Source organism: Frigoribacterium sp. PhB118, from assembly GCF_003751725.1.
Classification (GTDB): Bacteria; Actinomycetota; Actinomycetes; order Actinomycetales; family Microbacteriaceae; genus Frigoribacterium.
In genome coordinates, this window is the sequence record NZ_RKID01000001.1 from 1,386,925 (window position 1) to 1,411,275 (window position 24,351).

General features: G+C 72.0%; 22 protein-coding genes. 3 read left to right on the top strand and 19 right to left on the bottom strand.

Annotation, left to right across the window (positions count from 1 at the left end):
* Nucleotides 1–43: 43 nt before the first annotated feature.
* From EDF21_RS06365 to EDF21_RS06395, 7 genes are all read right to left on the bottom strand, one after another.
* Nucleotides 44–382, bottom strand: coding sequence for a hypothetical protein (locus EDF21_RS06365; RefSeq protein ID WP_056046846.1), 339 nt, complete (start codon nt 380–382; stop codon nt 44–46).
* Complete coding sequence (locus EDF21_RS06370) at nt 379–723, bottom strand: HepT-like ribonuclease domain-containing protein (RefSeq protein WP_056046849.1); 345 nt, start codon at nt 721–723, stop codon at nt 379–381. The genes EDF21_RS06365 and EDF21_RS06370 overlap by 4 nt, the downstream gene beginning before the upstream one ends.
* Complete coding sequence (locus EDF21_RS06375) at nt 720–1,211, bottom strand: nucleotidyltransferase family protein (RefSeq protein WP_056046851.1); 492 nt, start codon at nt 1,209–1,211, stop codon at nt 720–722. Before EDF21_RS06375 ends, EDF21_RS06370 begins: the two co-directional genes overlap by 4 nt.
* 56 nt (nt 1,212–1,267) lie before the next feature.
* Nucleotides 1,268–2,476, bottom strand: coding sequence for a GAF domain-containing protein (locus EDF21_RS06380; protein ID WP_056046852.1), 1,209 nt, complete (start codon nt 2,474–2,476; stop codon nt 1,268–1,270).
* 135 nt (nt 2,477–2,611) lie between these two features.
* Nucleotides 2,612–3,214, bottom strand: a complete 603-nt coding sequence (locus EDF21_RS06385) for a hypothetical protein (RefSeq protein ID WP_123570650.1) — start codon at nt 3,212–3,214, stop codon at nt 2,612–2,614.
* A 139-nt stretch (nt 3,215–3,353) separates the two neighbouring features.
* Complete coding sequence (locus EDF21_RS06390) at nt 3,354–3,920, bottom strand: type 1 glutamine amidotransferase domain-containing protein (protein WP_123570651.1); 567 nt, start codon at nt 3,918–3,920, stop codon at nt 3,354–3,356.
* A gap of 123 nt (nt 3,921–4,043) precedes the next feature.
* Complete coding sequence (locus tag EDF21_RS06395; protein ID WP_233568409.1) at nt 4,044–4,943, bottom strand: sugar-binding transcriptional regulator; 900 nt, start codon at nt 4,941–4,943, stop codon at nt 4,044–4,046.
* 192 nt (nt 4,944–5,135) lie between these two features.
* Between EDF21_RS06395 and EDF21_RS06400 the strand changes: the two genes are divergently transcribed.
* Both EDF21_RS06400 and EDF21_RS06405 read left to right on the top strand, forming a co-directional pair.
* Nucleotides 5,136–6,881, top strand: coding sequence for a glycerol-3-phosphate dehydrogenase/oxidase (locus EDF21_RS06400; RefSeq protein ID WP_199736222.1), 1,746 nt, complete (start codon nt 5,136–5,138; stop codon nt 6,879–6,881).
* A gap of 180 nt (nt 6,882–7,061) precedes the next feature.
* Nucleotides 7,062–7,721: a GntR family transcriptional regulator gene (locus EDF21_RS06405; RefSeq protein ID WP_056046860.1), complete on the top strand. Its 660-nt coding sequence runs from the start codon at nt 7,062–7,064 to the stop codon at nt 7,719–7,721.
* Nucleotides 7,722–7,812: 91 nt separating this feature from the next.
* Here EDF21_RS06405 and EDF21_RS06410 read toward each other — a convergent pair whose 3' ends face one another.
* The 10 genes from EDF21_RS06410 to hxlB form a co-directional block, all read right to left on the bottom strand.
* Nucleotides 7,813–8,853: a hemolysin family protein gene (locus tag EDF21_RS06410; RefSeq protein WP_056046862.1), complete on the bottom strand. Its 1,041-nt coding sequence runs from the start codon at nt 8,851–8,853 to the stop codon at nt 7,813–7,815.
* The gene (locus tag EDF21_RS06415; RefSeq protein ID WP_123570653.1) at nt 8,850–10,229 is read right to left on the bottom strand and encodes a hemolysin family protein; all 1,380 of its coding nucleotides are present in this window, start codon (nt 10,227–10,229) and stop codon (nt 8,850–8,852) included. The genes EDF21_RS06410 and EDF21_RS06415 overlap by 4 nt, the downstream gene beginning before the upstream one ends.
* Before the next feature lie 171 nt (nt 10,230–10,400).
* Nucleotides 10,401–11,222, bottom strand: a complete 822-nt coding sequence (locus EDF21_RS06420) for a GntR family transcriptional regulator (RefSeq protein ID WP_199736224.1) — start codon at nt 11,220–11,222, stop codon at nt 10,401–10,403.
* Nucleotides 11,203–12,867: an ABC transporter ATP-binding protein gene (locus EDF21_RS06425; protein WP_056046866.1), complete on the bottom strand. Its 1,665-nt coding sequence runs from the start codon at nt 12,865–12,867 to the stop codon at nt 11,203–11,205. Before EDF21_RS06425 ends, EDF21_RS06420 begins: the two co-directional genes overlap by 20 nt.
* The gene (locus EDF21_RS06430) at nt 12,851–14,812 is read right to left on the bottom strand and encodes a gamma-glutamyltransferase family protein (protein ID WP_233568374.1); all 1,962 of its coding nucleotides are present in this window, start codon (nt 14,810–14,812) and stop codon (nt 12,851–12,853) included. The genes EDF21_RS06425 and EDF21_RS06430 overlap by 17 nt, the downstream gene beginning before the upstream one ends.
* Nucleotides 14,813–14,819: 7 nt before the next feature.
* Nucleotides 14,820–15,707 (bottom strand): ABC transporter permease, encoded by an 888-nt coding sequence (locus EDF21_RS06435; protein ID WP_233568375.1) that lies wholly within the window; start codon nt 15,705–15,707, stop codon nt 14,820–14,822.
* Nucleotides 15,704–16,657: an ABC transporter permease gene (locus tag EDF21_RS06440; RefSeq protein WP_056046871.1), complete on the bottom strand. Its 954-nt coding sequence runs from the start codon at nt 16,655–16,657 to the stop codon at nt 15,704–15,706. The genes EDF21_RS06435 and EDF21_RS06440 overlap by 4 nt, the downstream gene beginning before the upstream one ends.
* Nucleotides 16,658–16,661: 4 nt before the next feature.
* Complete coding sequence (locus EDF21_RS06445) at nt 16,662–18,407, bottom strand: ABC transporter substrate-binding protein (protein ID WP_123570655.1); 1,746 nt, start codon at nt 18,405–18,407, stop codon at nt 16,662–16,664.
* A gap of 243 nt (nt 18,408–18,650) precedes the next feature.
* The gene (locus tag EDF21_RS06450) at nt 18,651–19,586 is read right to left on the bottom strand and encodes a hypothetical protein (RefSeq protein WP_123570656.1); all 936 of its coding nucleotides are present in this window, start codon (nt 19,584–19,586) and stop codon (nt 18,651–18,653) included.
* A 182-nt stretch (nt 19,587–19,768) separates the two neighbouring features.
* The gene (gene hxlB / locus EDF21_RS06455; protein WP_056046874.1) at nt 19,769–20,398 is read right to left on the bottom strand and encodes a 6-phospho-3-hexuloisomerase; all 630 of its coding nucleotides are present in this window, start codon (nt 20,396–20,398) and stop codon (nt 19,769–19,771) included.
* Between the two features lie 192 nt (nt 20,399–20,590).
* Here hxlB and EDF21_RS06460 point away from each other — a divergent pair, with 192 nt between their 5' ends.
* Nucleotides 20,591–22,468, top strand: a complete 1,878-nt coding sequence (locus EDF21_RS06460) for a GAF domain-containing protein (RefSeq protein ID WP_148053646.1) — start codon at nt 20,591–20,593, stop codon at nt 22,466–22,468.
* Between the two features lie 110 nt (nt 22,469–22,578).
* Here EDF21_RS06460 and EDF21_RS06465 read toward each other — a convergent pair whose 3' ends face one another.
* Entirely contained in the window at nt 22,579–23,403 is an 825-nt protein-coding gene (locus EDF21_RS06465; RefSeq protein ID WP_199736226.1) for a DUF817 domain-containing protein, read from the bottom strand.
* Between the two features lie 519 nt (nt 23,404–23,922).
* Nucleotides 23,923–24,237: a hypothetical protein gene (locus EDF21_RS06470; RefSeq protein ID WP_056046878.1), complete on the bottom strand. Its 315-nt coding sequence runs from the start codon at nt 24,235–24,237 to the stop codon at nt 23,923–23,925.
* Between the last annotated feature and the right edge of the window lie 114 nt (nt 24,238–24,351).

The following is a 24,351-nucleotide window of genomic DNA, read 5'->3' on the forward strand; positions in this document are numbered from 1 at the left end:
GCGGTGTCCACTTCGTGGCGGAGTGCGCCTCATGGCGAGATGGTCACGTCGTGGCGGCGTCGGGCCCGACCGTGGCGAACCAGTCCGCGTACCGCGTGTTCCGTGCCATGCGGCGGGTCTCGTCGGGGGCGTCGTCGTCCCACCACACCGGGCCGCGTTCGCCGAGCGACGTCTTCGCGGCGTCGACCCGGGCCCGGGCGTCCTCGACGGCGGCGGCGTCGTCGGCGGCCAGCGCCCTCTTCTTCGCGCGCCGCGCCTCCATCAGGTCGTGGACCAAGGAGGCGCGGGTCGCCTCGTCGAGGCGAGGATCGGTCCGGCGCCACAGCCGGCCGCGGACCACGAGGTACCGGCCGTCGGGCGTGACCAGGGGTTCGGCGCTCATCCGTCGCGTCGGTGACGCTGCACGAGGGAGTGCAGGAGGGGAAAGCTCCGGGTCACGGTCTGCCAGAGGGTCTCACGGTCGAGGCGATCGTAGTGATGGACGACGAAGTCGCGATTCTTGGCGGCGAGTGAGAACTCGACCTCGTGGAACCTCGTGCCGTCGTACGCGACCAAGCGCTTGCTCAGGTCACCGGCCCGGTTGGCCAGCGCCTCGAACGCCAACGGAAGCGCAGGGTCGCCGTCGAACGCCTCGCGACCACGGGACACGAGCTCGGCCGAGGCCGCCAGGGTCGCGTCGAGGTCGACCAGCCAACGTTCGGCGCGGTCCGGAGAGGGGTTCACACGGGCACCGCTTGTGTCAGGATCTCGCGGTCGGCCTCGGGGTCGAGCCCCCGCCGGGACACGACGTCGACCGGACGCTGGAACACGGCTTCCATGTCGATCTCGAACTGCGCGAAGTCGAAGTAGGTCGCCTCGGCCCCCGGATCGACCAGGAGGTCGATGTCACTGTCGTCGGTCTCGGTCCCGCGAGCGACCGACCCGAAGACGCTGACGGCGTCGATGTGGCTCAGGCCCGCGAGGCGCCGGACGAGACCGGCACGCGAGGTGATCTCGTCCAGCAGCGAAACGCCCTCTCGACCAGACGGGGGACGCTCGGACATCTCGACGAAACGGCTCCACGGCACGATGACGACCTCGGGGCGGCGGTGCGGCCCCACGGCAACGGCCGGACGGTCGGGGTCGAGCCGGAAGTCCCTCATGAGGCGGCTGAAGCCGCTGCGGGCATCAGCCACGGCGAGCACGTCGGCGCTTCGGATGGAGGTCTCCATGGAGACGATGCTAGCGCGGAGCCCCTCATCGTGTACATCTTTCTGTACATCTGCTCTCAGGCCCGCGCGACGGCCTGCCTCGCGAGCTCGCGCTGCACGCTGAGGGCGAGTTCGCGCAGCATGACGAGGTCGACGCTCTCGACCGTGCGGGGCTCGGGGTCGGCGACGCAGAGCGCTCCGATGCGGACGCCGTCGGGGCTCTCGACCGGGTAGCCGGCGTAGAATCTCGCCGGCGCCTCGACGCCGAACCGTTCGTCGGCCCAGGCGTCCTCGACGATGAACGGCTGGCCGCCGGCGACCGTGTGGGCGCAGAACGAGAGCGCCATCGGCAGCTCGCGGTCACCGCCCCCGGCGAGGGCCTTGTTCCAGTGTCGGTCGGCGGTGACGAGGGAGAACGCGGCCCCGCTCGCGCCGAGCAGGGTCCGCGCCCGTTCGACGATGTCGTCGAAGCGTTCTTCGGGGTCGGTGTCGAGGAGGCCCAGGGCCCGGATCGCCTCCACGCGGTCGACCTCGGCCTGAGGGGCGTGCCGGCGCGCCCGGGCCACGCCGCCGCCGGCGGACATCTGTGCGTCGAGCATGGGCGCGAGCATCTCGGCCTGGGCCTCGCCCCAGCGGGCGTACTTGGCGATGAGCTTGTCCCGGTCGTCGTGGCCCGAGAGCGGCGACGGAGGCATGAGCACGTGCACCCGGGGGTGGGTCGAGCAGACGTCCCGGATGGTCTCGTTCAGCTCGGCCGCGTGTCGGTCGACGAGGCCCCCGCCGGCGATGCGGAACACCGTCACCTCGCTGGGCGACTGGACGCCCGTGACGAGCACGGGACTGCTCGCGCCCCCGGTCTCGGTCTCGATGTGCACGAGCAGGTCGACGAACGCGCGCCGCCACTTCGTGACGTCGGTCATGGCGAGGGCGTCGTTGATGCCCGTCACCACGACCACGGCGTCGTAGCGCGTGAGGTCACGGTGTCCGAGCACCCGCCGGGCGGACACCGTCCCCATCGAGGGATCGGCCACGACGTCGACGTCGACCCCGCGACCCGTGGCCTGCGAGACGGCCCGCGCGAGGTGACCCGCGAGCCCCAGGTCGTGGCTACGGACACCCCACCCGACGGCGGGCCCGCTGCCGAACAGCAGCACGCGATCGGGGCTGACGCCGGGAGCGTGCGTCCGGGCGACGCTCTCGGGCCTGGGCAACCCCAGGCGTCGGTCGAACCAGCGGTTGCGCTGGCGGATCATCCCGCGCACGAGCGGGCTGACGAAACGGTTCATGCCGGGTTCCTCCCACAGCGGTGGCCTGATCGACGAGGGCTCCGCGTGGTGAGGGCCGAGCGGTGTCCCTCCATGCTCTCGCCCGGGTACCGGGCGGGACAGCCCCAGGTCGGGGGCCGCCGGACGGCGCGTCCGTCAGACCGCGCGGGGGACGTCCGACCCCGGCGGCGGCTGGGCGAGCAACCGCGCGAGGTCCACCTCGACGAGGTCACGGAGGCGCTGGTCGCGTTCGTCGGGATACGCCGGGTCGACCGCCTCGACGGCCGACACCTTCGTGACGATCGCGGCCCCGACGTCGCTCCAGGCCCGGTCGACCGCCGCCGCGACGATGTCGCGCACGAAGTCGTCGTCGGACTGCAGCTCGTCCAGCCGGTCGGCCACGGCCGTGTAGGTCTTCTCCCGGAACCAGAGGGTGTCGTCGTCCCCGCGCCGGTAGTCGTGCTGGTGTCGCGACCGGCCCTTGGCCTTGAGGGCCTTCGCCCGTTCGCCGCCGATCCGTTCGTTCTGCTCGCGTTGTTCCGCCGCGAGGCGACCGAGGATGGTGCGCACGGCCTCGCGGGTGCGCTCGTGGTCGAAGTGCTCGTCGTCGCGGAGGGCACGGATGACGATCGAGTTGGCCACCGAGACGACGGCGGCCGCCCGCGAGATGAGCACCCCTTCTGCGACGGCGCGCTCGAGGGCGGCGGGATCGGGCGTCGCCGGCTCGGAGGGGGCCCCGCGCGTCTTGCCGAACTTCATCGCGCCTCTCTCTCGACCGGGTGGGCGCCGGAGCGCCGGGTGACGGACCGACGATGGCCCGACGTCCCATTAAAGACCCACGGCGGGGTCCGTCGCCCCGGAGTGGGACGACGGACCCCGCCGCGACGGAGACGACGGATCAGGCCGTGGCGGCCAGCGCCGACGAGGTCTCGCGGACGAAGTCGTCGAGGTCGCCGGGGTCACGCGACGTGACGAGCGTGAAGCCCTGCTCGACGTCGGTCACCACCGAACGGTCGACCCAGCTGCCGCCGGCGTTGCGGACGTCGGTCTGCAGCGACGCATAGGAGGTGAGCTCCTTGCCCGTCACGAGGCCGGCCTCGATGAGCGCCCACGGGCCGTGGCAGATCGCCGCGATCGGCTTGCCCGCCGTGGCGAAGGCCTTCACCAGGTCGACGGCGTCGCTCTCGGTGCGGAGGGTGTCCGCGTTGATGGTGCCGCCGGGCACGAGCAGGAGGTCGTGGTCGGCGGCGTCGACCTCGGCGATGGTCGTGTCGGGGCGGACGGTCTGCCCCGGGTCCTTGTCGCCGACGAGCGTCTGGATCGGCTCGGTGGAGACGCCGGCGACGACGACGGTGGCGCCCTGCTCGCGCAGCTTCGCGACGGGGACGACGAGCTCGTCCTGCTCGACGCCGTAGTTGGTGACGATCGCGAGAACGCGGCGTCCGGTGAGTTCGGTGCTTGCCATGGTGATGCTCCTCTCGGGGCCGGTCGGGGCCCGGTGTGCGACGCCTCCCGTCTACGCGGGCGGGCTGGGTCGTGGCTGGCTCGGTGTACCCCACCCGCGCCTCCGGACCGCGGCCCCTCCCGCTCAGCTGGCCAGGAGCGCCCTGGCGGTCCCCTCGTCGAGGATGAGGTCGGTGACCAGGCCCGCGGCGAGCGCACCGCGGACGCTGACCACCTTGGCCTCCCCCGCGACGACGCAGACGCGACGCGGCGTGCGTCGGATGGTCGCGAGGTCGGGCCCGGTCGCGCGCCGGTTGAGCTCGATGTCGGCCGACGAGCCGTCCTCGCGGAAGAACACGGTCGCGACGTCGCCCACCACGTGGTCGTGGGCCAGGCTGTCGTGGTCGCTCTGCTCGAGGTAACCACCCGAGTAGACGTGGCTCGGCACGTGTGCCTCGCGCGAGCCGACGCCGAAGACGACGAGGTCCATGGCGCCCTGCAGCGAGAGGACGCGTCGGGTGCTGCGCTCCCGCCACAGGGCGCTCTTGGTGGCGGGGTCGTCGAAGAACGCGGGCACGGGGAACTGCTGGATCAGGGCGCCGTACGCGTGGCCGAACCGCCGCAGGATCTCGCTGGCGTACTCGATGCCGGTCGTGCGGGTGTTCGCCGCACCGTTGAGCTGGACGAAGACGGTGTTGTGCGTGGTCTTGGGCACCAGGTACCGGCTGACCGCACTGACGGTGGAGCCCCAGGCGACGCCGACGACCATGTTCGAGTCGACGTACTGGGTGAGCGTTCGTGCAGCCGACAGCGCGACCCGGTCGAGCCGGTCGACGTCGCTCGTCTGGTCGGGCACCGGGACCACGTGCGCGACCACGCCGAACCGCCGGTGCAGCCCGTCGCCCACGGCCGTCGGCTGGTCGAGCGGGGACTTGATCTGGATGTCGACGAGGCCCGTCTCGCGTGCCGCCTTCAGGAGGCGCGACACCGACGAGCGGGACGTCTGCAGTTCGTGCGCGATCGCCTCCATCGTGAGGTCCTGCATGTAGTAGAGGTGCGCGGCGCGCAGGGCCTCCTGCGTGCGTTCTGACGTGTCGCCAGCGACCAACGGGACCTCCTTGCACGTTCGTGCAGATACGTTGCACCTTGTGTGCATCGGGACGACGATGAATCTACCGGCCCGCAGGACGAGTCGGTCACCACCACCTGACATCGCATCTCGAAAGAAGCAGTGACCATGTCGAAGAAGACAGACTCGATCCGTCCCAACGTGCAGCGCATCGTCGACCGCCCGACGGCACAGGTGCTCGTCGTCGGCGGTGGCATCAACGGGATCGCGACCTTCCGCGACCTCGCCCTCCAGGGCGTCGACGTCGTGCTCGTCGAACGGGCCGATTACGCATCCGGCGCGTCCGCCGCGTCGTCCCACATGATCCACGGCGGCATCCGCTACCTCGAGAACGGCGAGTTCCGCCTCGTCCGCGAGAGCGTCGAAGAGCGCAACGGCCTGCTGAAGATCGCCCCGCACTACGTCAAGCCGCTGCAGACCACGATGCCGATCTTCTCGACGTTCAGCGGCATCATGAACGCCCCCTTGCGCATGCTGACGCACAAGCAGCGCTCCACGAAGGAGCGCGGCGCACTGCTGATCAAGGTCGGCATGACCATGTACGACTCGTTCTCGCGTGACGGCGGCTCGGTGCCCCGTCACAAGTTCCTCGGGCGCAAGAAGGCGCTGGCCGAGATGCCGCACCTCAACAAGGCCCTCAAGTACACGGGCACCTACTACGACGCGTCGGTGCACGAGCCCGAACGCCTCGCGCTCGACGTGCTGAAGGACGGCCTGGCCGCCGGCGACAACGCCCGCAGCGCCAACTACCTCGAGGCCGTCGGGACCGCCGACGGCGGCGTGACCCTGCGCGACGTCGTCAGCGGGACCGAGTTCACGGTGAAGGCCGACGTCGTCATCAACGCGTCGGGCCCCTGGACCGACCTCACCAACAAGGCCTTCGGCGCCGAGTCGCAGTACATGGGCGGCACCAAGGGGTCGCACATCGTCGTCGACAGCCCCGAGTTGCTCGAGGCCACGAACGGCCGCGAGATCTTCTTCGAGAACAACGACGGCCGCATCGTCCTGATCTACCCGCTCAAGGGTCGCGTGCTCATCGGCACGACCGACCTCGAGGCCGACATGGCCGAGCCGGCCGTCTGCACCGAAGAAGAGGTCGACTACTTCTTCGACCTGGTGAAGCACGTCTACCCCGACATCGAGCTCAACCGCGACCACATCGTCTACCGCTACTCGGGCGTCCGCCCCCTGCCCAAGCACGACGACCTCGCCGCGGGCTTCGTGTCGCGCGACTACCGCATCGTCGAGACCGAGGTCGCCGAGCTGCCCGGCACGGCCGTCCTCAGCCTGGTCGGCGGCAAGTGGACCACCTTCCGTGCCCTGTCGGCGCACCTCTCCACCGAGGCGACGACGAAGCTCGGCGTGAAGCGCACGGTCGACACCACCGGCATGGCGATCGGCGGCGGCAAGGGCTTCCCCACCACCGAGGGCGCCCGCACCACCTGGGTCGCGGCCCACGCCGACGGGCTCGACCGTGACCAGGTCGACCGTCTGCTCACCCGGTACGGCACCCGCGCCTCCGACGTCATCGAGGTGCTGCTCGACCAGCCGTCGCAGGCCCTCGAGGCCGACTCGACGTTGACCACGGCCGAGATCGCCTACTTCGCCGAGCACGAGGACGCCGTCCACCTGGCCGACGTCGTCCTGCGCCGCACGAACCTCGCGTTCGTCGGGGGCGTCACCATCGAGTTGCTCACCGAGATCGCGGACGTCATGGCCCGCTCGCTCGGATGGACGACCGAGCAGCGCGACGACGAGATCGAGCAGACCCTGACGACCCTGCGCGACTCGCACGGCGTCGAGGTCCACTCGCAGCACGTGCCGGCGGCGACCCCCGCCGCGGCGACGAACTGACGACACCGACCCGATCGAGAAGCCCCGCCCCTCACTCCGAGGGGCGGGGCTTCGTCGTCGTCGCCGGGGATGTCGTGACCTGACATTGACATGTCGACTTCGCTGCCCATCGGGCAAAATGTGACGTTTCCGTATTAGGATGCTGGCCGGGCACACGCCCGTGAGGATCTAGGAGGCCGCATGCCGATTCCCGTCACTCCCCCTGCCGCCGAACGACAGCTGCTGCGCGACACGGTCCGCAGCCGCATCCGTGACGCGATCATCGACGGCACGCTCGAGCCGGGCGAACGCCTGCACGACGACGAGCTGATCGCCTGGCTGCAGGTGTCGCGCACCCCGATCCGCGAGGCACTCGGCGACCTCGTGCGCGCCGGCCTCGTCGAGATGGCACCGAACCGCTACACGAAGGTCGCGACGCCGAAGGCCGAAGAAGCCGTCCAGGCGGTCCAGACCCTGGGCGTGCTCTTCGGCGGCGCCGTCCGGCTGGCCGTCCCGAACCTGCCGGACGCCGTCAAGCGAGAGATCGTGCGGGCCATCGACGTCTGCCTCGGCGACCTCGACCGTGAAGACGCCCCGGCGTTGAACGCCCACGCCATCGCGCTGTTCTCGACCTACGTCGACCACTGCGGCAATCCGTCACTGGTCAAGGTCTGCACCGACGTCACCGACGGCCTCGCCTACAAACTGCGCGTGCCGAACATCGTGCAGGTGCTGCAGTGGGACTCGATGGCCGACTCGTTCGCCGCCCTGCGCGAGGCGACCGAGGCCGGTGACCCCATCGCCGCCGAACTCGCCGCCGAGGACCTGCACGCCCTGCCCGGCCAGCGCCCCGTCGCCTGAGCGGGCGGGCACGGCCGACCGAGCGGGCACGGCCGACCGGGCGCGCGGGCGCGGCCGACCGGGCGGGCACAGCCGATCGACCCTCGGACCGTCAGACCGCCGTGACGTCGTCGACCTCGCCGACGAGTTCTTCGATGATGTCCTCCAAGAACAGCACGCCGGTGGTGACGCCCTCGGGCGAGACGGATCGGGCGACGTGCGCGCCGACCCGGCGCATCGAGGCCAGGGCGTCCTCGAGGTCGGTGTCGCGGCCCACGGCGCCCAGGCGGCGGATGCGCTTCTCGGGCACGGGTGCCTCGAAGGCCCCGTCGCCGGTGAGGTCCATGACGTCCTTGAGGTGCAGGTAACCCGTGGGCTGGCCGTCTCCGTCGGTGAGCACGTACCGCGAGTATCCCCGGGCCGCCACGGCGCGCTGCACGTCGGCCGGAGTCGACCCCGGCGCCAGGTGCACCATCTCGTCGAGGGGCACCTCGACGTCGCGCACCTTGCGGGTGGTGAACTCGAACGCCGCCGACAGGGTGCCCGACGAGTCCGTCAGCGTGCCCTCGCGGGTCGACTGCTGGACGATCGTGGCGACCTCGTCGAGCGTGTACGAGCTCGTCGCCTCGTCCTTCGGCTCGACCCGGAAGAGCCTCAGCACGCCGTTGGCGATCGCGTTGAGCGACCAGATGACCGGCTTGAACACCGTCGCCACGAAGACGAGCGGGGGCGCCAGGATGAGCGCCGCCCGGTCGGGCACCGAGAACGACAGGTTCTTCGGGATCATCTCGCCGACGACCACGTGCAAGAACGTGACGAGCACGAGCGCCACGACGAACGCGACGACGCCGATCGCCTCGGCCGAGAGGCTGGTGAGACCGAGCGGGATCTCGAGCAGGTGGTGGATCGCCGGCTCCGAGACGTTCAAGATGACCAGCGAGCAGACGGTGATGCCCAACTGGCTGGTGGCCAGCATGAGCGTCGCGTGTTCCATCGCCCACAGGGTCGTCTTCGCGGCCTTGCTGCCGGCCTCGGCACGCGGCTCGATCTGCGATCGGCGTGCCGAGATGACGGCGAACTCGGCGCCGACGAAGAACCCGTTGACGATCAGCAGCACGACCAGCCAGACGATTCCGGGCAGGTACTCGTTCATCGGTCGACCCCTTCGGTCAGCGAGGCGACCACGCGGTCGTGCTCGGTCGTGGGTGCGGCGGCGTCGAGGCCGCCGTCGGGTGGGGCCGGCACGAAACGCAGGCGTTCGAGGCGTCCGTTCGCGACGCGTTCGACCCGCAGGCTGCCGCTGCCGCTCTCGAGGGCGACCTCGTCGCCCACCTCGGGCAGGCGGTCGAGCCGGTCGATGACGAACCCGGCCACCGTCTCGTAGTCGCCGTCGTCGGGCACGCGGATGCCCGCCCGGTCGGCCAGCTCGTCGGGCCGGAGGGCACCGTCGAAGAGCACGGTGCCGGCCTGGCGCACGATGCCCACGCGGGCCCGGTCGTGCTCGTCCTCGAGCTCGCCGACGAGCTCTTCGACGACGTCCTCGAGCGTGACGAGGCCGGCGGTGCCGCCGAACTCGTCACGCACCACGGCCATCTGCAGGCCGCCGTGGCGCAGCAGGCCGAGCAGCGAGTCGGTGCCCATGCTCTCGGGCACGAAGCGCGCCTCCTGCATGAGGGCGGTCGCGACGACGGAGGCGCGCTCGGCGAGCGGGACCGCGAACGCGTGCTTCACGTGCACGACCCCGACGATGTCGTCGCTGTCGTCGCCGATCACGGGGAACCGCGAGAAGCCCGAGGTGAGGGCGGCCTCGACGACGTCGGCGGCCGAGCCGGTCGACGCGATGGTCGTCATGCGGACGCGCGGCGTCATCACCTCGGAGGCGTCGTGCTGCGAGAAGCGCAGGGTACGGCCCAGCAGGGTCGCGTGGTCCTGGTCGAGCTGACCCTCGAGGGCCGACCGGCGCACGAGCGAACTCAGCTCTTCGGCCGAGCGCGCACCCGACAGCTCTTCTTTGGGCTCGATGCCCATGGCGCGGATGGCCGCGTTGGCGGTGTTGTTGAAGAGCAGGATGAGCGGCTTGAACACCGTGGTGAACGCCGCCTGGAACGGCACGACGAACTTCGCGGTGGCGAGCGGCAGCGCGAGGGCGAAGTTCTTCGGCACGAGCTCGCCGACGACCATCGAGAAGAGGGTGGCGAGCACGATGCCCGCGACGCTGCCGACGACCAGGACGGCCGCGGCGGGCACGCCGAGCGAGTCGAGCGGACCGCTCAGCATCGAACTGATGGCGGGCTCGAAGGTGTACCCGGTGAGCAGGGTCGTCAGCGTGATGCCGAGCTGCGCACCGGAGAGGTGCGTCGAGGTGATGCGCAACGCCTTGATCGTGGGACCGAGGCGTTTCTCGCCCCGGTCGCGCCGCGCCTCCAGCTCGTTCCGGTCGAGGTTGACCAGCGAGAACTCGGACGCGACGAAGAAGCCGGTGCCGACGGTGAGCACGAGGCCGATGCCGACCATGACCCAGTCATTCATGTCGCCCCTCCCCGTCTGTGACGACCGCGCGGGCGGTCAGGCGTGGGAGAGGCCAGGGCATGTGAGAGGGAGGTTCGTCCATGACCGAGAACAGTAAGCAGATCCCCCGACCGATGCCTGAGAACGTGCAGTCGATGCAGTCGACCCGCCCTCGAGCCGAGGAGGCGCGGGTCAGGCCGGAGGGGCCGCCGCCGTCGAGGTGGTCGGCGTGGGGGCCTCCGGCGTCGAGATCGCGGGCGTCGGGATGGTGGGCGTCGGGATGGTCGGCGGCAGGGCGGGCGGAGTGGCCCGCAGGTCGGCCACGCGGTCGGCCGGCTCGGTGCGGGCGAGGAACCCGATGCGCGACTCGCGCACGTGCCAGCCCATCAGCTCGGCGGCCCCGGCCTCGTCGCCGGCGTCGATCGCCGCGAGGATGCGTCGGTGGTCGGGCCAGAGCCGCTTGCCTCGCGAGAAGGTGTCGAGGGCGTACAGCCACTCGATCTTGTTCGACAGCTGGCGCAGCAGGGTGGCCAGGGTGGCGCTCCCGCTCAGCTGCGCCACGCCCACGTGGAACCGGTCGTTGAGCTCGACGAGACGGTCGAGGTCGCCGGCCTCGACGGCGGCGTCCCCGTCGTCGAGCAGCTGGCCGAGCACGCGCCGCGTGCGCCACCAGTCCTCGGGCGGGCGCGGCTCGCCGAACAGCTCGCGCGCCCGCAGGGCGGCGCGTCGCGCGGTCGAGATCTCGAGGGCCTCGCGGACGGCGAAGAGGTCGTCGGCCTCGTCGACCGGGATCGCCGCGACCCGGCTGCCCACGTGAGGCGTCGACTCGACGAACCCCTCGGCCTCCAGCGCACGCAGCGCCTCGCGCACCGGGACGCGCGAGACCCCGTGGCGGCGGGCGACCGACGCCTCGGTGATGCGCGTCCCCGGCACGAGGGCGCCCTCGACGATCTCGCGACGCAGGGCGTCGACGAGGACGACGGGCGTCGGGCCCTCAGAGGGCGAGGCTGGCACCGGGGATGGCTCCCAACAGTTCGGTCGTGTACTCGGCGCGGGGCGACAAGAAGATGTCGTCGACGCTACCGCGCTCGACCACGGCACCCTTGCGCATCACCACCACGTCGTGCGCGATCTGCCTCACGACCGCCAGGTCGTGCGTGATGAACAGGTAGCTGAGGCCGAGCCGACGCTGCAGGTCGCCGAGCAGCTCGAGGATCTGCTCCTGGACGAGCACGTCGAGCGCCGAGACGGCCTCGTCGCAGATGAGCAGCTCGGGCTCGAGCGCCAGCGCCCGGGCGATGGCCACGCGCTGACGCTGCCCGCCGGACAACTCGTTCGGACGGCTCTGCGCGACCGACCGCGGCAGGGCGACCTGGTCGAGCAGCTCGGCGACCCGGTGCCGACGCGAGGCACGGTCGCCGACGCCGAAGATGCGCAACGGCTCGTCGATCAGCCGCTCGACGCTGGAGGTCGGGTCGAGCGAACCGTAGGGGTCCTGGAAGACGGGCTGCACCCGGCGACGAAGCGCGCGACGGGACGCACCGCGGCTCGTCGTGATGCTCTCGCCGTCGATCAGGGCCGACCCGCTCGTCGCCGACTCGAGGCCGAGCACGATGCGGGCCACGGTCGTCTTGCCCGAACCGGACTCCCCCACGATCGCCGTCGTGGTGCCGCGCGGCACCTCGAACGAGACGTGGTCGACGGCCCGCACCTGCTCGCCACGGCGACCACGGAGGCGGAACTCCTTGACCAGGTCGGTGACGGTCAGGATCGGGTCGACCCGCGCCTCCTTCGCGTCCGTCGCCTCGTCGAGGACGGCCTCGCCGCGGCGGAGGGCGGTGGCCGAGGCCAGCGTCGGCGCCGCCGCGACGAGGCGCTTCGTGTACTCGTGCTGCGGGCGACGCAGGATCTGCTCGGGCGTGCCCTGCTCGACGACGCGTCCCTCGAGCATCACGACGATGCGGTCGGTGCGGTCGGCGGCGAGCCCCAGGTCGTGGGTGATGAAGAGCAGGGAGGTGCCACGGCTCTCGACCAGCGTCTGAAGGTGGTTCAGGATCTGCCGCTGCACCGTCACGTCGAGCGCGCTGGTCGGCTCGTCGGCGATGAGCAGCTGCGGCTCCCGGGCCAGGGCGATCGCGATGAGCACGCGCTGGCGCATGCCGCCCGAGAACTCGTGGGGGAACTGCCCCGCCCGGCGCTCGGCCTCGGGGATGCCCGCCTCGCTCATCAGCGCGACGACGCGGCGCTGGACCTCGTCGTGGCCGCGGAGGCCGTGGGTGCGCAGCGCGTCGGCGATCTGCGCGCCGACCTTCATCGACGGGTTCAGGTTGGTCGACGGGTCCTGCGGCACGAGGCCGATCCGGGCGCCGCGCACCTGACGCATGGGGGCCTCGGTCGCCTGCGCGAGGTCGAGGGTGCCGCCGTCGGGCCCCGCCAGCTCGATCGTGCCACCCGTGATGTGGCCGGCCCCGGGCAGCAGGCGCAGGATGGCGGCGACCACCGTCGACTTGCCCGAGCCGGACTGGCCGACGATCGCCACCCGCTCGCCAGGCAGGACGTCGAGGTCGACGCCGTGGACGGCGGGGGTGTCGCCGAACGAGACGCGGAGGTCGCGCACGCTCAGCAGGGGGGAGGTCGGGTTCTCAGCGTCCTGCGGCATAGGCCTGGGCTCCTCGGGGGTTGGCGGCGGCGGAGAGCACACCGGTCTCGGGGTCTCGCGACACGCTGGACAGCCGGCCCAGGGACCAGCCGCCGGCGCGGGTGACGACGTGGCCGCGGGCGACCAGCGCGTCGATGACGTCGTCGCCCAGGCGGTCCTCGACCACGACGCCTCCGGGCTCCCAGGTGCGGGGCCAGAAGCTGCCCGGGAACGACGTGGTGTGCAGGGCCGGGGCGTCGATCGCCTGCTGCGGGGTGTAGCCGCCGACGATCGTGCGCAGCAGGTAGAGCAGCTGCCACTGGTCCTGCTGGTCGCCGCCGGGCGAACCGAGCGCGACGACGGGCTCGCCGTCCTTCAGCACGAGCGTGGGCGTCAGCGTGGTTCGCGGGCGGGTGCCGGGTGCGAGCGTCGACGCCGTGCCCTCGTCGAGCCACGACATCTGCAGCCGGCTGCCGAGGCAGAAGCCAAGCTCGGGGATCGTCGGCGACGACTGCAACCAGCCGCCCGACGGGGTCGCCGACACGACGTTGCCCCAGCGGTCGACGACGTCGAGGTGGCAGGTGTCGCCGCGCGTCTCGCCGGTGGGCTCGGTGAACGGCTCGGCCAGACGGTCGGCAGGAGGCGCGGTGGCGGTCGCCGGGGCGTCCTCGGTCGGTGCGACGGGTGCGTCGGGTGCGTCGGGTGCGTCGGCTGCGTCGGCTGCGTCGGCGCGAACCGGTGCCCGACCGGGGGCGGCGACGGTGGGCTCGCCGACGCCGGCGGGTGCCTCGCTGAGCGCGGGTGGCAGGTACTCGGTGCGCATCGTGGGCAGGGCGAACGGTTCGCGCCCCGGGACGTCGCCCGGTTGCAGCTCGTGCGACGCCCGCTCGCCGATCAGGGCGCGACGCCGGTCGGCGTAGTCCGCGGACAGCAGGACGTCGAGCGGCACGTCCCCGGGGCCGTACCAGGCCTCGCGATCGGCCATCGCGAGCTTCTGCGCCTCGACGATGGTGTGGGCGCCGTCGGCGGTCGACGGGTCGAGCAGGGCGTCGTCGAGCGGCTCGAGCAGCGCCAGCACCTGCAGCAGGGCGGGACCCTGACCCCAGGCGCCGGTCTTGGCGACGGTGTGGCCGCGGAACTCGATCGTGGTCGCCGGCTCGGTCGTGGCCCGGAAGGCGGCGAGGTCGGCGGCCGTGACCACGCCCGCGTGGTCGGTGCCCGACGAGTGACGGTGCGGAGTGCGGACGAACGCGTCGATCGCCTGCGCGACGTGTCCGCTGCCCCACTCGACCCGCGCCTCCTCGATCTTCCACTCGCGGGACGCGTCGGGGCCGAGGGCCTCGCCCGCCGCGACCAGCTCGTCGAGGACGGCCGCGTAGGCCGGGTTCGTCAGCAGGTCGCCCTCACGCGGCACCTCGCCGCCCGGCATCCACTGGGCGGCGGAGGTGGGCCAGTGCTCGGTGAACAGGTCGGCGACGGTCTCGATGGTCGACGCCACGCGCGCCACGATCGGGTGGCCGTCGCGGGCGTAGCCGATCGCGTAGGCCAGGACGTCGGCGAGGGACCACGTGCCGTGCTCGGCCAGCAGCTTCAGCCAGGCGTCGACGGCACCGGGGACGGCGGCCGCGAGGGCTCCCGACCCGGGGACGAGCTCGAGGCCCTCGGCCAGGTAGTGCTCGCGGGTGGCCCCGGCCGGCGCGGGGCCCTGGCCGACGAGCACGGTCGGCGCGTCGGGGGCCTCGGCCGTCGCGTAGATCGCCGTGAGGTCGCCGCCGGGACCGTTGAGGTGCGGCTCGACGACGTGCAGGACGAAGGCGCCCGCGACGGCCGCGTCGAAGGCGTTGCCGCCGCGCTCGAGGACCGACTGGGCCGAGGCCGTCGCCAGCCAGTGCGTCGACGACGTCATGCCGAAGGTGCCGCGCAGGTCGGGGCGGGTGACGAACTCGTCGGGGGTGGTGTAGGTCACGAGGGGGTCACTTCCGGTCGCTGGCGGTGGGGTCGAGGGCGTCGCGCAGGGCGTCGCCGAACAGGTTGAAGCCGAGGCAGATCACGGCGATCGCGAGACCCGGCACGACGGCCGCGAAGGGCGCCTTGGCCAGGTACTGCTGCGCGTCGCTGAGCATGATGCCGAGGCTGGCCGTCGGCGGCTGGATGCCCAGCCCGAGGAACGACAGGAGGGCCTCGCCGATCACGGCGACCGGCATGATGACCGTCGCCTGGACGATGATCGCCGAGACGCAGTTCGGCAGGACGTGCTGGAAGATCACCCGCAGCCCCGAGGCGTCCATGGTCGTCGCGGCGAGGACGAAGTCGGTCGACTTGATCCGGAGCGTCTCGCCGCGCACCACGCGGATCATCGTCGGCACCTGCGCGATGCCGAGGGCGACCACCGCGTTCGTCAGGCTCGGACCGCTGATCGCGGCGAGCGCGACGGCGATGATGAGGAACGGGAACGCCAGCATGACGTCCGTGAGGCGCGAGATCACGCCGTCGAGCCACCGCCAGTAGCCGGCCAGCAACCCGAGCGGCGTGCCGACCACGACGGCCAGCAGCACCGACAGCACGCCGACCTGCAGCGAGACGCGGATGCCGTAGACGGTGCGCGAGAGGATGTCGCGGCCGAGGTCGTCCGTGCCGAGCACGTAACCGACCGTGCCCGGCACCTGGAACGGCAGCTCGAAGTTCACCCGGGTCGGGTCGTACGGGGCGATGAGGGGCGCGGCGAGGCCTGCCACGAGGACGACGAGCAGCATGACGCCGCCCGTGACGCCGATCTTGTTGCGGACGAGGCCGCGCCAGACGCGTCCCCGCCCCGACCCGAGGCCCGCCCCTGCGGCGGTGGGTGTCTCGATGACGGTCACGATGCGCCTCCTACCCTGATGCGCGGGTTGATGACGGAGTACAGGACGTCCACCGCCAGGTTGATCAAGATGTAGCCGACCGTGATGATCAGCACGACGGCCTGGATCACGGGGTAGTCACGGGTGAAGACCGAGTCGAGCGTGAGCTTGCCGAAGCCCGGCAGCGCGAAGATGCGCTCCGTCACCACGGCGCCCGAGATCAGGCCGCCGAGTTGTAGGCCGACGATCGTGACGACCACGATCATCGAGTTGCGCAGGCCGTAGCGCATCAGCACCCGCCCACGCCCGAGCCCCTTGGCCCGCGCGGTGCGCACGTAGTCGGTCTTCATCGTCTCGATCATCGAGGCCCGGGTCTGCCGCATGATGACCGCGGCGAGGCTCGTGCCGAGGATCAGAGCCGGCAGGGTCAGGTGGTAGAACGCGCTCGCCGGGTTCTCGGCCACCGGCACGTAGCCCGACGCCGGGAACAGGCCGAGGCCCGCCGCGAGCCAGAGGATCGCGAGGATGCCGAGCCAGAAGTTCGGCACCGACAGACCGACCAGGGCGGCGGCGTTGGCCATCCACTCGGGCCAGCGTCCGCGGTAGCGCTCGGCGACGACGCCGAGGGCGACGCCCACGACGACCGCCACGACGATGGCGTAGAGGGCGAGCCACAGAGTGACCGGCAGGGTGGCCCCGATCAGCTCGGTGACCGGGGTGCCGGTGCGGGTGGACTCACCGAAGTCGCCGCGGACGAAGTTGCCGACGAACCGGCCGTACTGGACCAGCAGCGAGTCGTCGAGGCCGAGGTCGGCCCGGATCGCGGCGACGCGCTCGGGCGTCGCCTCTTCTCCGGCGAGGGCCAGCGCCGGGTCGCCGGGCAGCTGGCGCACGCCCCAGAACACGACGATCGAGGCGATCACGAGCGTGACGGCCGACTGCCAGAGCCGGGTGAACAGGTAACGGGTCATCAGGTCACTCCCCCTCGACGAACGCGGCGTTGCTGAGCCGCACGACGCCGTCGGCGTAGGTGGACACCCCGGCGACCTCGTTCGTCAGCGCGGTCAGGCTGCGGGTGCGGTACAGGTAGATCAGCGGTTCGTCCTCCTGCACCTGCGTCACGGCCTCGCCGTAGAGCGCCGCACGCTCGTCGACGTCGATGGACGCGGCGGCGTCGGCCAGCAGCTCGTCGACCCGGGGGTTGCTGTAGCCCGAGTAGTTGTTGCCGCCACCGGTGCGCAGGAAGTTCACCATGTTGCCGTTCGGGTCGACGCGGCCCGACCAGCCGAGCTGCAGCGCGTCGAAGTCGCCGCGCGACTGGACGTCGAGCAGGGTCGAGTACTCGACCGGGGTGATCGACAGGCGGAACCCACCGTCGGCGACCTGGGCCTGCAACGCCTGGGCGAGGCGCAGCGTGTCGGCGTTGTTGCTGGCCTGGATCTCGATCTCGTAGGGCGTCGTCACACCCGCCTCGGCGAGGAGGCGCTTCGCCCCCTCGGGGTCGTAGCCCGGGCAGGCGTCGCTGGCATCGGTGGCGAACGGACTCGTCGGCGGGATCGGCGAGCAGGCGGTGTCGTTCCACCCGCCGAACACGCTCTGCACCAGCGCGTCCCGGTCGATCGACATGGCCAGCGCCTGACGGACGCGCACGTCGCTCGCCAAGGGGGTGTCGATCTGGACGGGGTCGGTCCCGACGCCGTCCTGGTTGCCGATGTTCACGGTGATGCCCTGGTAGCCGAACGAACCGACCTGCAGCACCGTGAGGCCGTCGTCCGCCATGAGGGAGTCGACGTCCATCGTCGACATCGAGTCGGCGACCTGCACGTCGCCCGCGCGGACGTTCGCCGCACGGATGCTCGCGTCGGTGATGATGCGGTAGGTGATCGAGTCGAGGTGCACGTCCTCGGCGTCGTAGTAGAGCGGGTCGCGCTCGACCGAGATCGAGGTCTGCGGCACGCGGTCGACGAACTTGAAGGGGCCCACGCAGACCGGGGCGTCGCCGAAGTCGTCGCCCTCGGCCTCGAGCGCCGTCGGGGACATGATCATCCCCGCGCGGTCGGCGAGGGCCGCGGTCAGCGGGGCGAAGGGGCGCTCGTAGGTCAGGCGCACCGTGTCGTCGTCGAGGGCCTCGACCCCGGTCACCGGGCCGAGCTCGCTGGCCCGCGACGAGTCGGGCTTGTCGAGGTGACGACGCAGCGTCGTGACGACGGCCTGGGCGTCCAACGGGGTGCCGTCCGCGAACACGGCGTCCGTGCGCACGGGGATGTCGACCGTCAGCCCGCCGTCCGACAGCGTCGGCAGCTCGGTCGCCAGCAGCGGCACGAGGTCACCCTCGGCGTCGATGTCGTACAGCTTCTGGCACACGGTCTCCATGACGTAGCGCGTGTAGAGCGACGACGACGTGGTGGGGTCGAGGGCGTCCGGCTCGGCGGACAGCGCCATCACCAGGTCGCCCCCCTCGACGATGGTCCGGTCGCCGATCGGCGCGGTGGTCACGTCGGTCTTGTCGGGCGGGTTCGTCCCGGCGGGTTGCTGCGGGACGCAGGCCGTCAGGGCGAGCGTCGCGGCGGCGGCGAGGGCCGGGAGCGCGAGGGCCCGGCGCAGGCGGCGACGCCCGGCCGGGGAGCTCGCGGCGCGGGTCGCGCTCGCGGCGCGGGTCGCGCTCGCGGCGCGGGTCGCGCCGGCGCTCGCGGCGCGGGTCGGGCGGGGTGGGCGGGCCATCGGGCCTCCGATGCTCGGGTGGTATCGGTCTGTGCGGCGTGGATTGCATACAATCCTGCCGCACGCCCCAGTTTTGTATACGAATTGTTTCGCGCGGGTAAAACGTGGCCCGCCCGGTCCGGCTCGCCCAGAGACGCACCGCCCGCACCCGCACCCGCACCCGCTCCGAGGTCGCACCACGATCGCGTCACGGAACCACACTCGGGGTTGGTTCGACGACTCGGAAGTGGTGCGACCTGAGCGTCACGGCAAGGGCAGCCCTGCTGAGCGGAGGTTCGCGGCCAGGCGGGGTGGGTGCGACAACTCGTCCCAGACCGTTCGCGCGAATCCGTTGACCTCGGGCCGGTTGCGGATGCGGTCCTCTCGGATCTTCTCGTCCACGACGACTTGTCCGGGCGACCGGCCCTTCTTCCACCGCCCTTCCGCGTACTTGATCCGTCCGTCGAATTCGAGCACGACGCCGAACCGGGGCCACCAGAAGTCGACGACGTCGGCGAAGAGGCCGCCGTCTCCCCAGGTGAAACGCTGCTGGAGCACCGGAGGAGGCGCGCCCAGCTCGTGCAGGACGACCCGCGTCAGCGACTCCCCCGGGGATTCGGCCTCGGGCGTCGCGAAGGCGACGGCACGGCGTGCACTCGGCAGGCCTCGTGCCGACCCACGTCCGTCGAGGACGTGCCGCACGTCATCCGCGGTGGCGAGCCCCCTCCGCACGAGGGCATCGAGGGCGACCACCGCGTCACGGAACGACGACGTGAGGGCGAGATCGGCTGCTGTTCGAGCCGGAGAGGTGAGGGAAAGTGGAGGGAGCGACCGCACCTCCTCACCGGAGAGCGGTCCCGGGTGCCGCACGACGTTCGCCGTCGTCTGGGTCGTGCGGCGGTCCGGGTCGACGACGTGCACGCGGCTCGGCCACTCACCGAGGGCCGGCAGCTCCCAGCATGCGGCCGCCGACGCATGAGACACCACCATCCGCGAAGCGAGCCGCGGCATGACGGCGAGGACGAGGATCAGGTGGCGATCCCGAGAGGAGGCCGCTCGCCACGCGGCAGCGTCGACGGCTGCCCCACGACGCACCCGGACGAACTCACCCCGCTCGACACCACGACGCACGGCCTCGGACTCCCGCCGCCCGTGCTCGAGCCGGTCGGACCGGATGATGTGGGGCAGATGTTCGATCACAGGGAGAGACTGCCGTCACATGGCGGCCCGCCAGTGGTTGTCCACAGGCAGGGCGACGACGAGGTCACACCACGTCTGCGGCATCGAACCGCCCGACGGGGCAGTTCGATGACTCGACGGTGGTGCGACCTCGTGCAGAGCGGGGCGAAGAAGCCGCGCGGAGGCGAGGAGGCGCGGGGCGGCTACTCGAGGTTGGCGTGACGGGGCCAGAGCTCGTCGGCATCGGCACCCGAGCGCTTCCACAGCGCGTGGAAGACGGCGTCGCCGAGCAGCACGACGGTCTGCTCGAACAGCCCGCCGGCGTACTGCGACGACGCGGCTCCCGAGCGGTCCTGCTTGTCGGCGGCGGGCACCACGAGCACGGCCTCGGCCAGGTCGGCCAGCGGCGAGTCGGCGGCGGTGGTGATGGCGGCCACCCGCGCGCCGGCGTCGACGGCCGTCCGGGCCGCGGCGACGATGCCGGACGTCGTGCCCGAGCCGCTCGCGGTGAGCAGCACGTCCCCGTCGGCGATGGCCGGCGTCGTGACCTCGCCGACGACGTGGACCTCGAGTCCGAGGTGCATCAACCGCATCGCGGTCATGCGGAGGGCGAGACCCGAGCGACCCGCACCGTGGACGAAGACGCGCTCGGCGTCGTCGAGCAGGTCGGCGAAGGCGTCGAGCTGGCCGGACGTGTCGGACGAGTCGTCGCCTCCGGCGTCCGCGTCGAGCACCGCCGAGACGGCGGCGTCGACCTCGTCGGCCACGAGCTCGAGGGCGGTGGCGACGGAACCGTGGTCGTCGTCGGGGGTCGTGCTGTCTGCGGGGGTCACGCGTACCAGCCTGCTCGCCCCGCGCCTCCGGCGTCCAGGTTCGGGCCGGGGGTCCGCGTCGACGGGCTCCGGGCGGCGGTGCGACCAGAAGGGGGGCCACCGTCGACCCGCACTGGGGGCAGCCCGGCTGCCGACCGCTGCCTAGCCTGGGACAGGGGGACGAGACACCGAGAGACACCCGAGGAGCACCACGTGACCAGGACGGTCGACACACCCGCGCACCCGACGCGCAGCTACGAGCGGCTGAGGCCTGCCATGCGCCTGTTCTACCTGTGGACGCTCTCGCGTTCCCGGCACGTGCCCTCGCCACGCGGACGGCCGACCTACCGGGCGGACTCCCCCGACCCCGACACCGTGCTGCTGATCGGCACGGGCCCGACCCACGGCTTCGGCGTGACGAGCCACGAGCAGGCGCTCACCGGTCAGATCGCCAAGGAGACCTCGAAGAGCACCGGTCGCGCCTGCTCGGTCGACTACATCGGCGACGAGATGATGAACGCCGGTTCGGCCCGTTCGTGGATCGGCGACCACGACCTCAGCCTGTACGACACGGTCGTCGTCATGCTCGGCCTCAACGACGCCGTCATGCTCACCCCGCTCGAGGGATGGCAACGTGACGTGACGACGCTCGTCACCGACCTGACCCGCCGCGTCCACCCGACCGCCCGCATCGTGCTGGTCGGCGTGCAGCCCGTGCGCTCGGTCACGCGGTTCGACAACCCGTTCGGATCGGTCGCCGACCGGCACGCCGCCCGCATGAACGAGATCACCGAACGGATCGCCGCGCAGCACCCGTCGGCCTCGTACTTCCGGCTGCCCCCGGGAGAGCTGCAGCCCGGTCGCCCGCACGGCTGCGAGACGATGTACCGGCAGTGGGGCGCCGTGGTCGCCGACCGGGTGGCCCCGACCCTCGACGTCGTGCGCCGCGGCGAGACCGTCGAGCACATCGGACGCACGTCCGTCGCGCCCGTCGTGCCCGAGCGGGTCGCCGCCCAGCTCGAGGTGGCCCGACTGGCGGCGTCGGTGGCCGCACCGGCCCCGGTCGACCCGGTCGTCGCGCAGCTGGAGGCCGCGCGGGCGGCCGTCGCCCGACTCGAGGCCGAGCAGGCCGTCGCCCGTCTCGAGGCCGAGCAGGCCGTCGCGGCACGCCCGGCGGACGCACCCGCGTCGGCACGCCCGGCGGACGCACCCGCGTCGGCCCCCGCAGCCGCAGCCACACCCGCACCAGCGCCGGCCCCGGCAGACGCACCCGCGACCGCTCTCGGAACCGGGGCCACCCCGTCGACCGACACCGCGCCTCCTGCCCGTCCGCGTCGGGCCCTGCCCGAGCCGACCTTCGAGTGGTCGGGAGCCGAGAAGCTGGTCGAGCTCGCGAGCAGCGGCGGGTCGGACACCCTGCAGGACCTCGCCCGCCGAGCCGAGAAGGAGTTCGGCGTCGACGTCGCCGTCGTCTCGCTGCTCGACGGCAAGAAGCTCTACTACGCGGTCAACACCGAGCTGCTGCCGGTCTCGATCCCCCGCGAGCTGACGTTCTGCGACGTGACCGTCGCGGCCGACGCGCCCGTGATCGTCGAGGACGCCCGCAAGGACGACCGGTTCAAGGACAACCCCTACCTCGACCTCAACCACGGGTACTTCTACGCCGGGCACCCGATCCACTCGTCGTCGGGCGAGGCCATCGGCACCTTCTGCCTGCACAACACGCGGCCCCGCAAGGCGAAGAGCGTGTCGTCCGAGAAGCTGGCCGAGTTCGCCCGGCTCGCCGAACTCGAGCTGCAGAGCTACGAGACGGCCGAGGGCGGTCACGACCTGCCGACGATGTACGAGACCCGGGAGGCGGCGGTCGCGGCGGCCGTGTCGGGTCGCGCCCCACAGGCGGCCGCGCTGGCACGGGGCGTGGCCGACGCCACGAGCGTCGTCGCCGCGCCCCAGCCCGTGGCTACGCCCACGGCTGCGCCCACGGCTACGGCTGCGGCTGCGGCTGCGGCTGCGGGCACGGTCCCCGTGGTCGCCGCTGCTGCCGCATCCACCCCGGCCCCCACGCGCGTCGGGCGCCACGCCGCCCCCTGACCGCGACCTGCGGGCGAGGACGCACCACGTCCGCGTCGTCGAACCACCCGAGAGCGTGGTTCGACGACGCGACGGTGGTGCGACCGGCACGCCGGCGCGCCGGCGCGCCGTCACGCCGTGGAGGTCGCTGACGCGCCCTTCCGCTGCTTCAGCCACAGCACGAGCACGAAGCTGAAGATCACGAGCACCATCCACGAGCCGATCTTGCTGGGGTGCACGAGGCTCCAGCCGTCGACCTGCGAGGCGTAGGTCCAGGCACCGAGCAGGGTCGCGGCGTTCTCGGCGATCCAGATGAACAGCCCGATGAGGGCGAACGACACGAGCAAGGGCATGCGGCGGTCGCCGCCCCGCACGCGGAAGGTCACCGACCGCCGGGCGATCAGCAGCGCGGCGACGCCGAGCAGCACCCAGCGCAGGTCGGCGATCCAGTGGTTCGTGAAGAAGTTGACGTAGAAGCCGACCGCGACGGCCATGGTCGCCGCCATCGGCACGGGGTCGACGCGGAGGTCCAGCCGGCGCCACGCCTGGCAGATGTAGCTCGCGACCGCCGCGTACATGAAGCCGCTGTAGAGCGGCACGTCCCCCAGGCGCAGCACGCCGGGCTCGGGGTACGACCACGAGCCGATCGCGACCTTGAAGACCTCGAGCCCGAGCCCGAGGACGTGGAAGACGCAGATGACGAGCAGCTCGTCCCGGGTCTCGAGCCGCGTCGCGACGAGGACGACCTGCACGAGCAGGCACCAGATCAGCATCGCGTCGTAGCGCGGCACGCCCACGTCGACCACGCGGGTCACGGCGAGCCCGGCGAAGATCGCGACGGCGAACGCGCACGAGAGGGCCTGGGCGCGGCCGAAGGCCAGCAGGTCGAGCAGGGACTCGCGCGCCCGGGTGACGCGACCCGGACCGTGGCGCGGGACGACCTCGACTGCGGACACCGTGCCTCCTCGGAGTTCGTCGTCGGTGCGGGCCGGGTGGCCGCACCGTCGCGCCCCGTGGGTGCGACCTCGTCCACGCTACGAACCCCGAGGAGGCGCGGCGTCCGCCCCGAGGACCACCCGCCTCCCCCGCGGGTCGCGTCCGCGGACACGCGAGAGCCCCCTCGCCGTGGGGCGAGGGGGCTCTCGTGGGGTGCTCGTCGGCGTCCCGCGCTGCGGGTCGCTGGTACGCACCGTCGACGGGCCGGGCGTCAGCCCGTCCGAAGTCGTGCACCGGGCCGGGGCCCGGGACGGTCAGATCTGGTCGTCGTCCACCAGACCCGCCACGAAGGGGTAGCGGTCGGCCACGTACTCGTGGAGGTCGGGGTGGACGAGGGTGTCGAGCGAGGGAAGTGAGGAGGTCATGGTCGGGCCGTTCAGTCGAGGTCGTCGGTGTCGTCGAGGCCCGTGTCGAAGTACGACACGTGGTCGCCGACCTGGTCGGCGAGGATGCGCTGGGCGAAGGTCACGACGCGCGCCTCAGGCCGACATCGCGTGGGCCGGAGCCGCCACGAGGAAGTCGGCGTAGGTGGGCTCGTCGACCCGGGCGACGGCCGAGACGGCTGCCGAGATCGGGGCGGCGAGGGCGACGGCCGCGACTCGCGCCCGACGACGACGGGGGTAGGTCTCGATTCGGACGGCCGGGACGCGGGGGTCGCGGCGGTAGAGGCCCGCGTCGACGCGACCGGTGGTCGGGCGGGTCGCCGCGGGGCGGGCCGAACCGACCGTGCCCCGGACGAGGGAGACGAGTTGCTCGTGGCCGAGGCCCTGGAGCGAGGTGCTGCTGGTGTTCATGTTCTTCTCATTTCTGGTGACCCTGCGTCGCCTGAGGAACCTGCTGGAACTCCGGCACCGCCCGTGAAGTCGGTGCCCGTACCGCCGTGAACCGGTACGTGCACCACTGTGGCA

Bases quoted from the DNA above. Each gene is read 5' to 3' on its own strand.
- EDF21_RS06365 (WP_056046846.1), bottom strand. From the start codon at position 382: ATGAGCGCCGAACCCCTGGTCACGCCCGACGGCCGGTACCTCGTGGTC.
- EDF21_RS06375 (WP_056046851.1), bottom strand. From the start codon at position 1,211: ATGGAGACCTCCATCCGAAGCGCCGACGTGCTCGCCGTGGCTGATGCC.
- EDF21_RS06380 (WP_056046852.1), bottom strand. From the start codon at position 2,476: ATGAACCGTTTCGTCAGCCCGCTCGTGCGCGGGATGATCCGCCAGCGC.
- EDF21_RS06385 (WP_123570650.1), bottom strand. From the start codon at position 3,214: ATGAAGTTCGGCAAGACGCGCGGGGCCCCCTCCGAGCCGGCGACGCCC.
- EDF21_RS06390 (WP_123570651.1), bottom strand. From the start codon at position 3,920: ATGGCAAGCACCGAACTCACCGGACGCCGCGTTCTCGCGATCGTCACC.
- EDF21_RS06395 (WP_233568409.1), bottom strand. From the start codon at position 4,943: ATGCAGGACCTCACGATGGAGGCGATCGCGCACGAACTGCAGACGTCC.
- EDF21_RS06400 (WP_199736222.1), top strand. From the start codon at position 5,136: ATGTCGAAGAAGACAGACTCGATCCGTCCCAACGTGCAGCGCATCGTC.
- EDF21_RS06405 (WP_056046860.1), top strand. From the start codon at position 7,062: ATGCCGATTCCCGTCACTCCCCCTGCCGCCGAACGACAGCTGCTGCGC.
- EDF21_RS06410 (WP_056046862.1), bottom strand. From the start codon at position 8,853: ATGAACGAGTACCTGCCCGGAATCGTCTGGCTGGTCGTGCTGCTGATC.
- EDF21_RS06415 (WP_123570653.1), bottom strand. From the start codon at position 10,229: ATGAATGACTGGGTCATGGTCGGCATCGGCCTCGTGCTCACCGTCGGC.
- EDF21_RS06425 (WP_056046866.1), bottom strand. From the start codon at position 12,867: ATGCCGCAGGACGCTGAGAACCCGACCTCCCCCCTGCTGAGCGTGCGC.
- EDF21_RS06440 (WP_056046871.1), bottom strand. From the start codon at position 16,657: ATGACCCGTTACCTGTTCACCCGGCTCTGGCAGTCGGCCGTCACGCTC.
- EDF21_RS06445 (WP_123570655.1), bottom strand. From the start codon at position 18,407: ATGGCCCGCCCACCCCGCCCGACCCGCGCCGCGAGCGCCGGCGCGACC.
- EDF21_RS06470 (WP_056046878.1), bottom strand. From the start codon at position 24,237: ATGAACACCAGCAGCACCTCGCTCCAGGGCCTCGGCCACGAGCAACTC.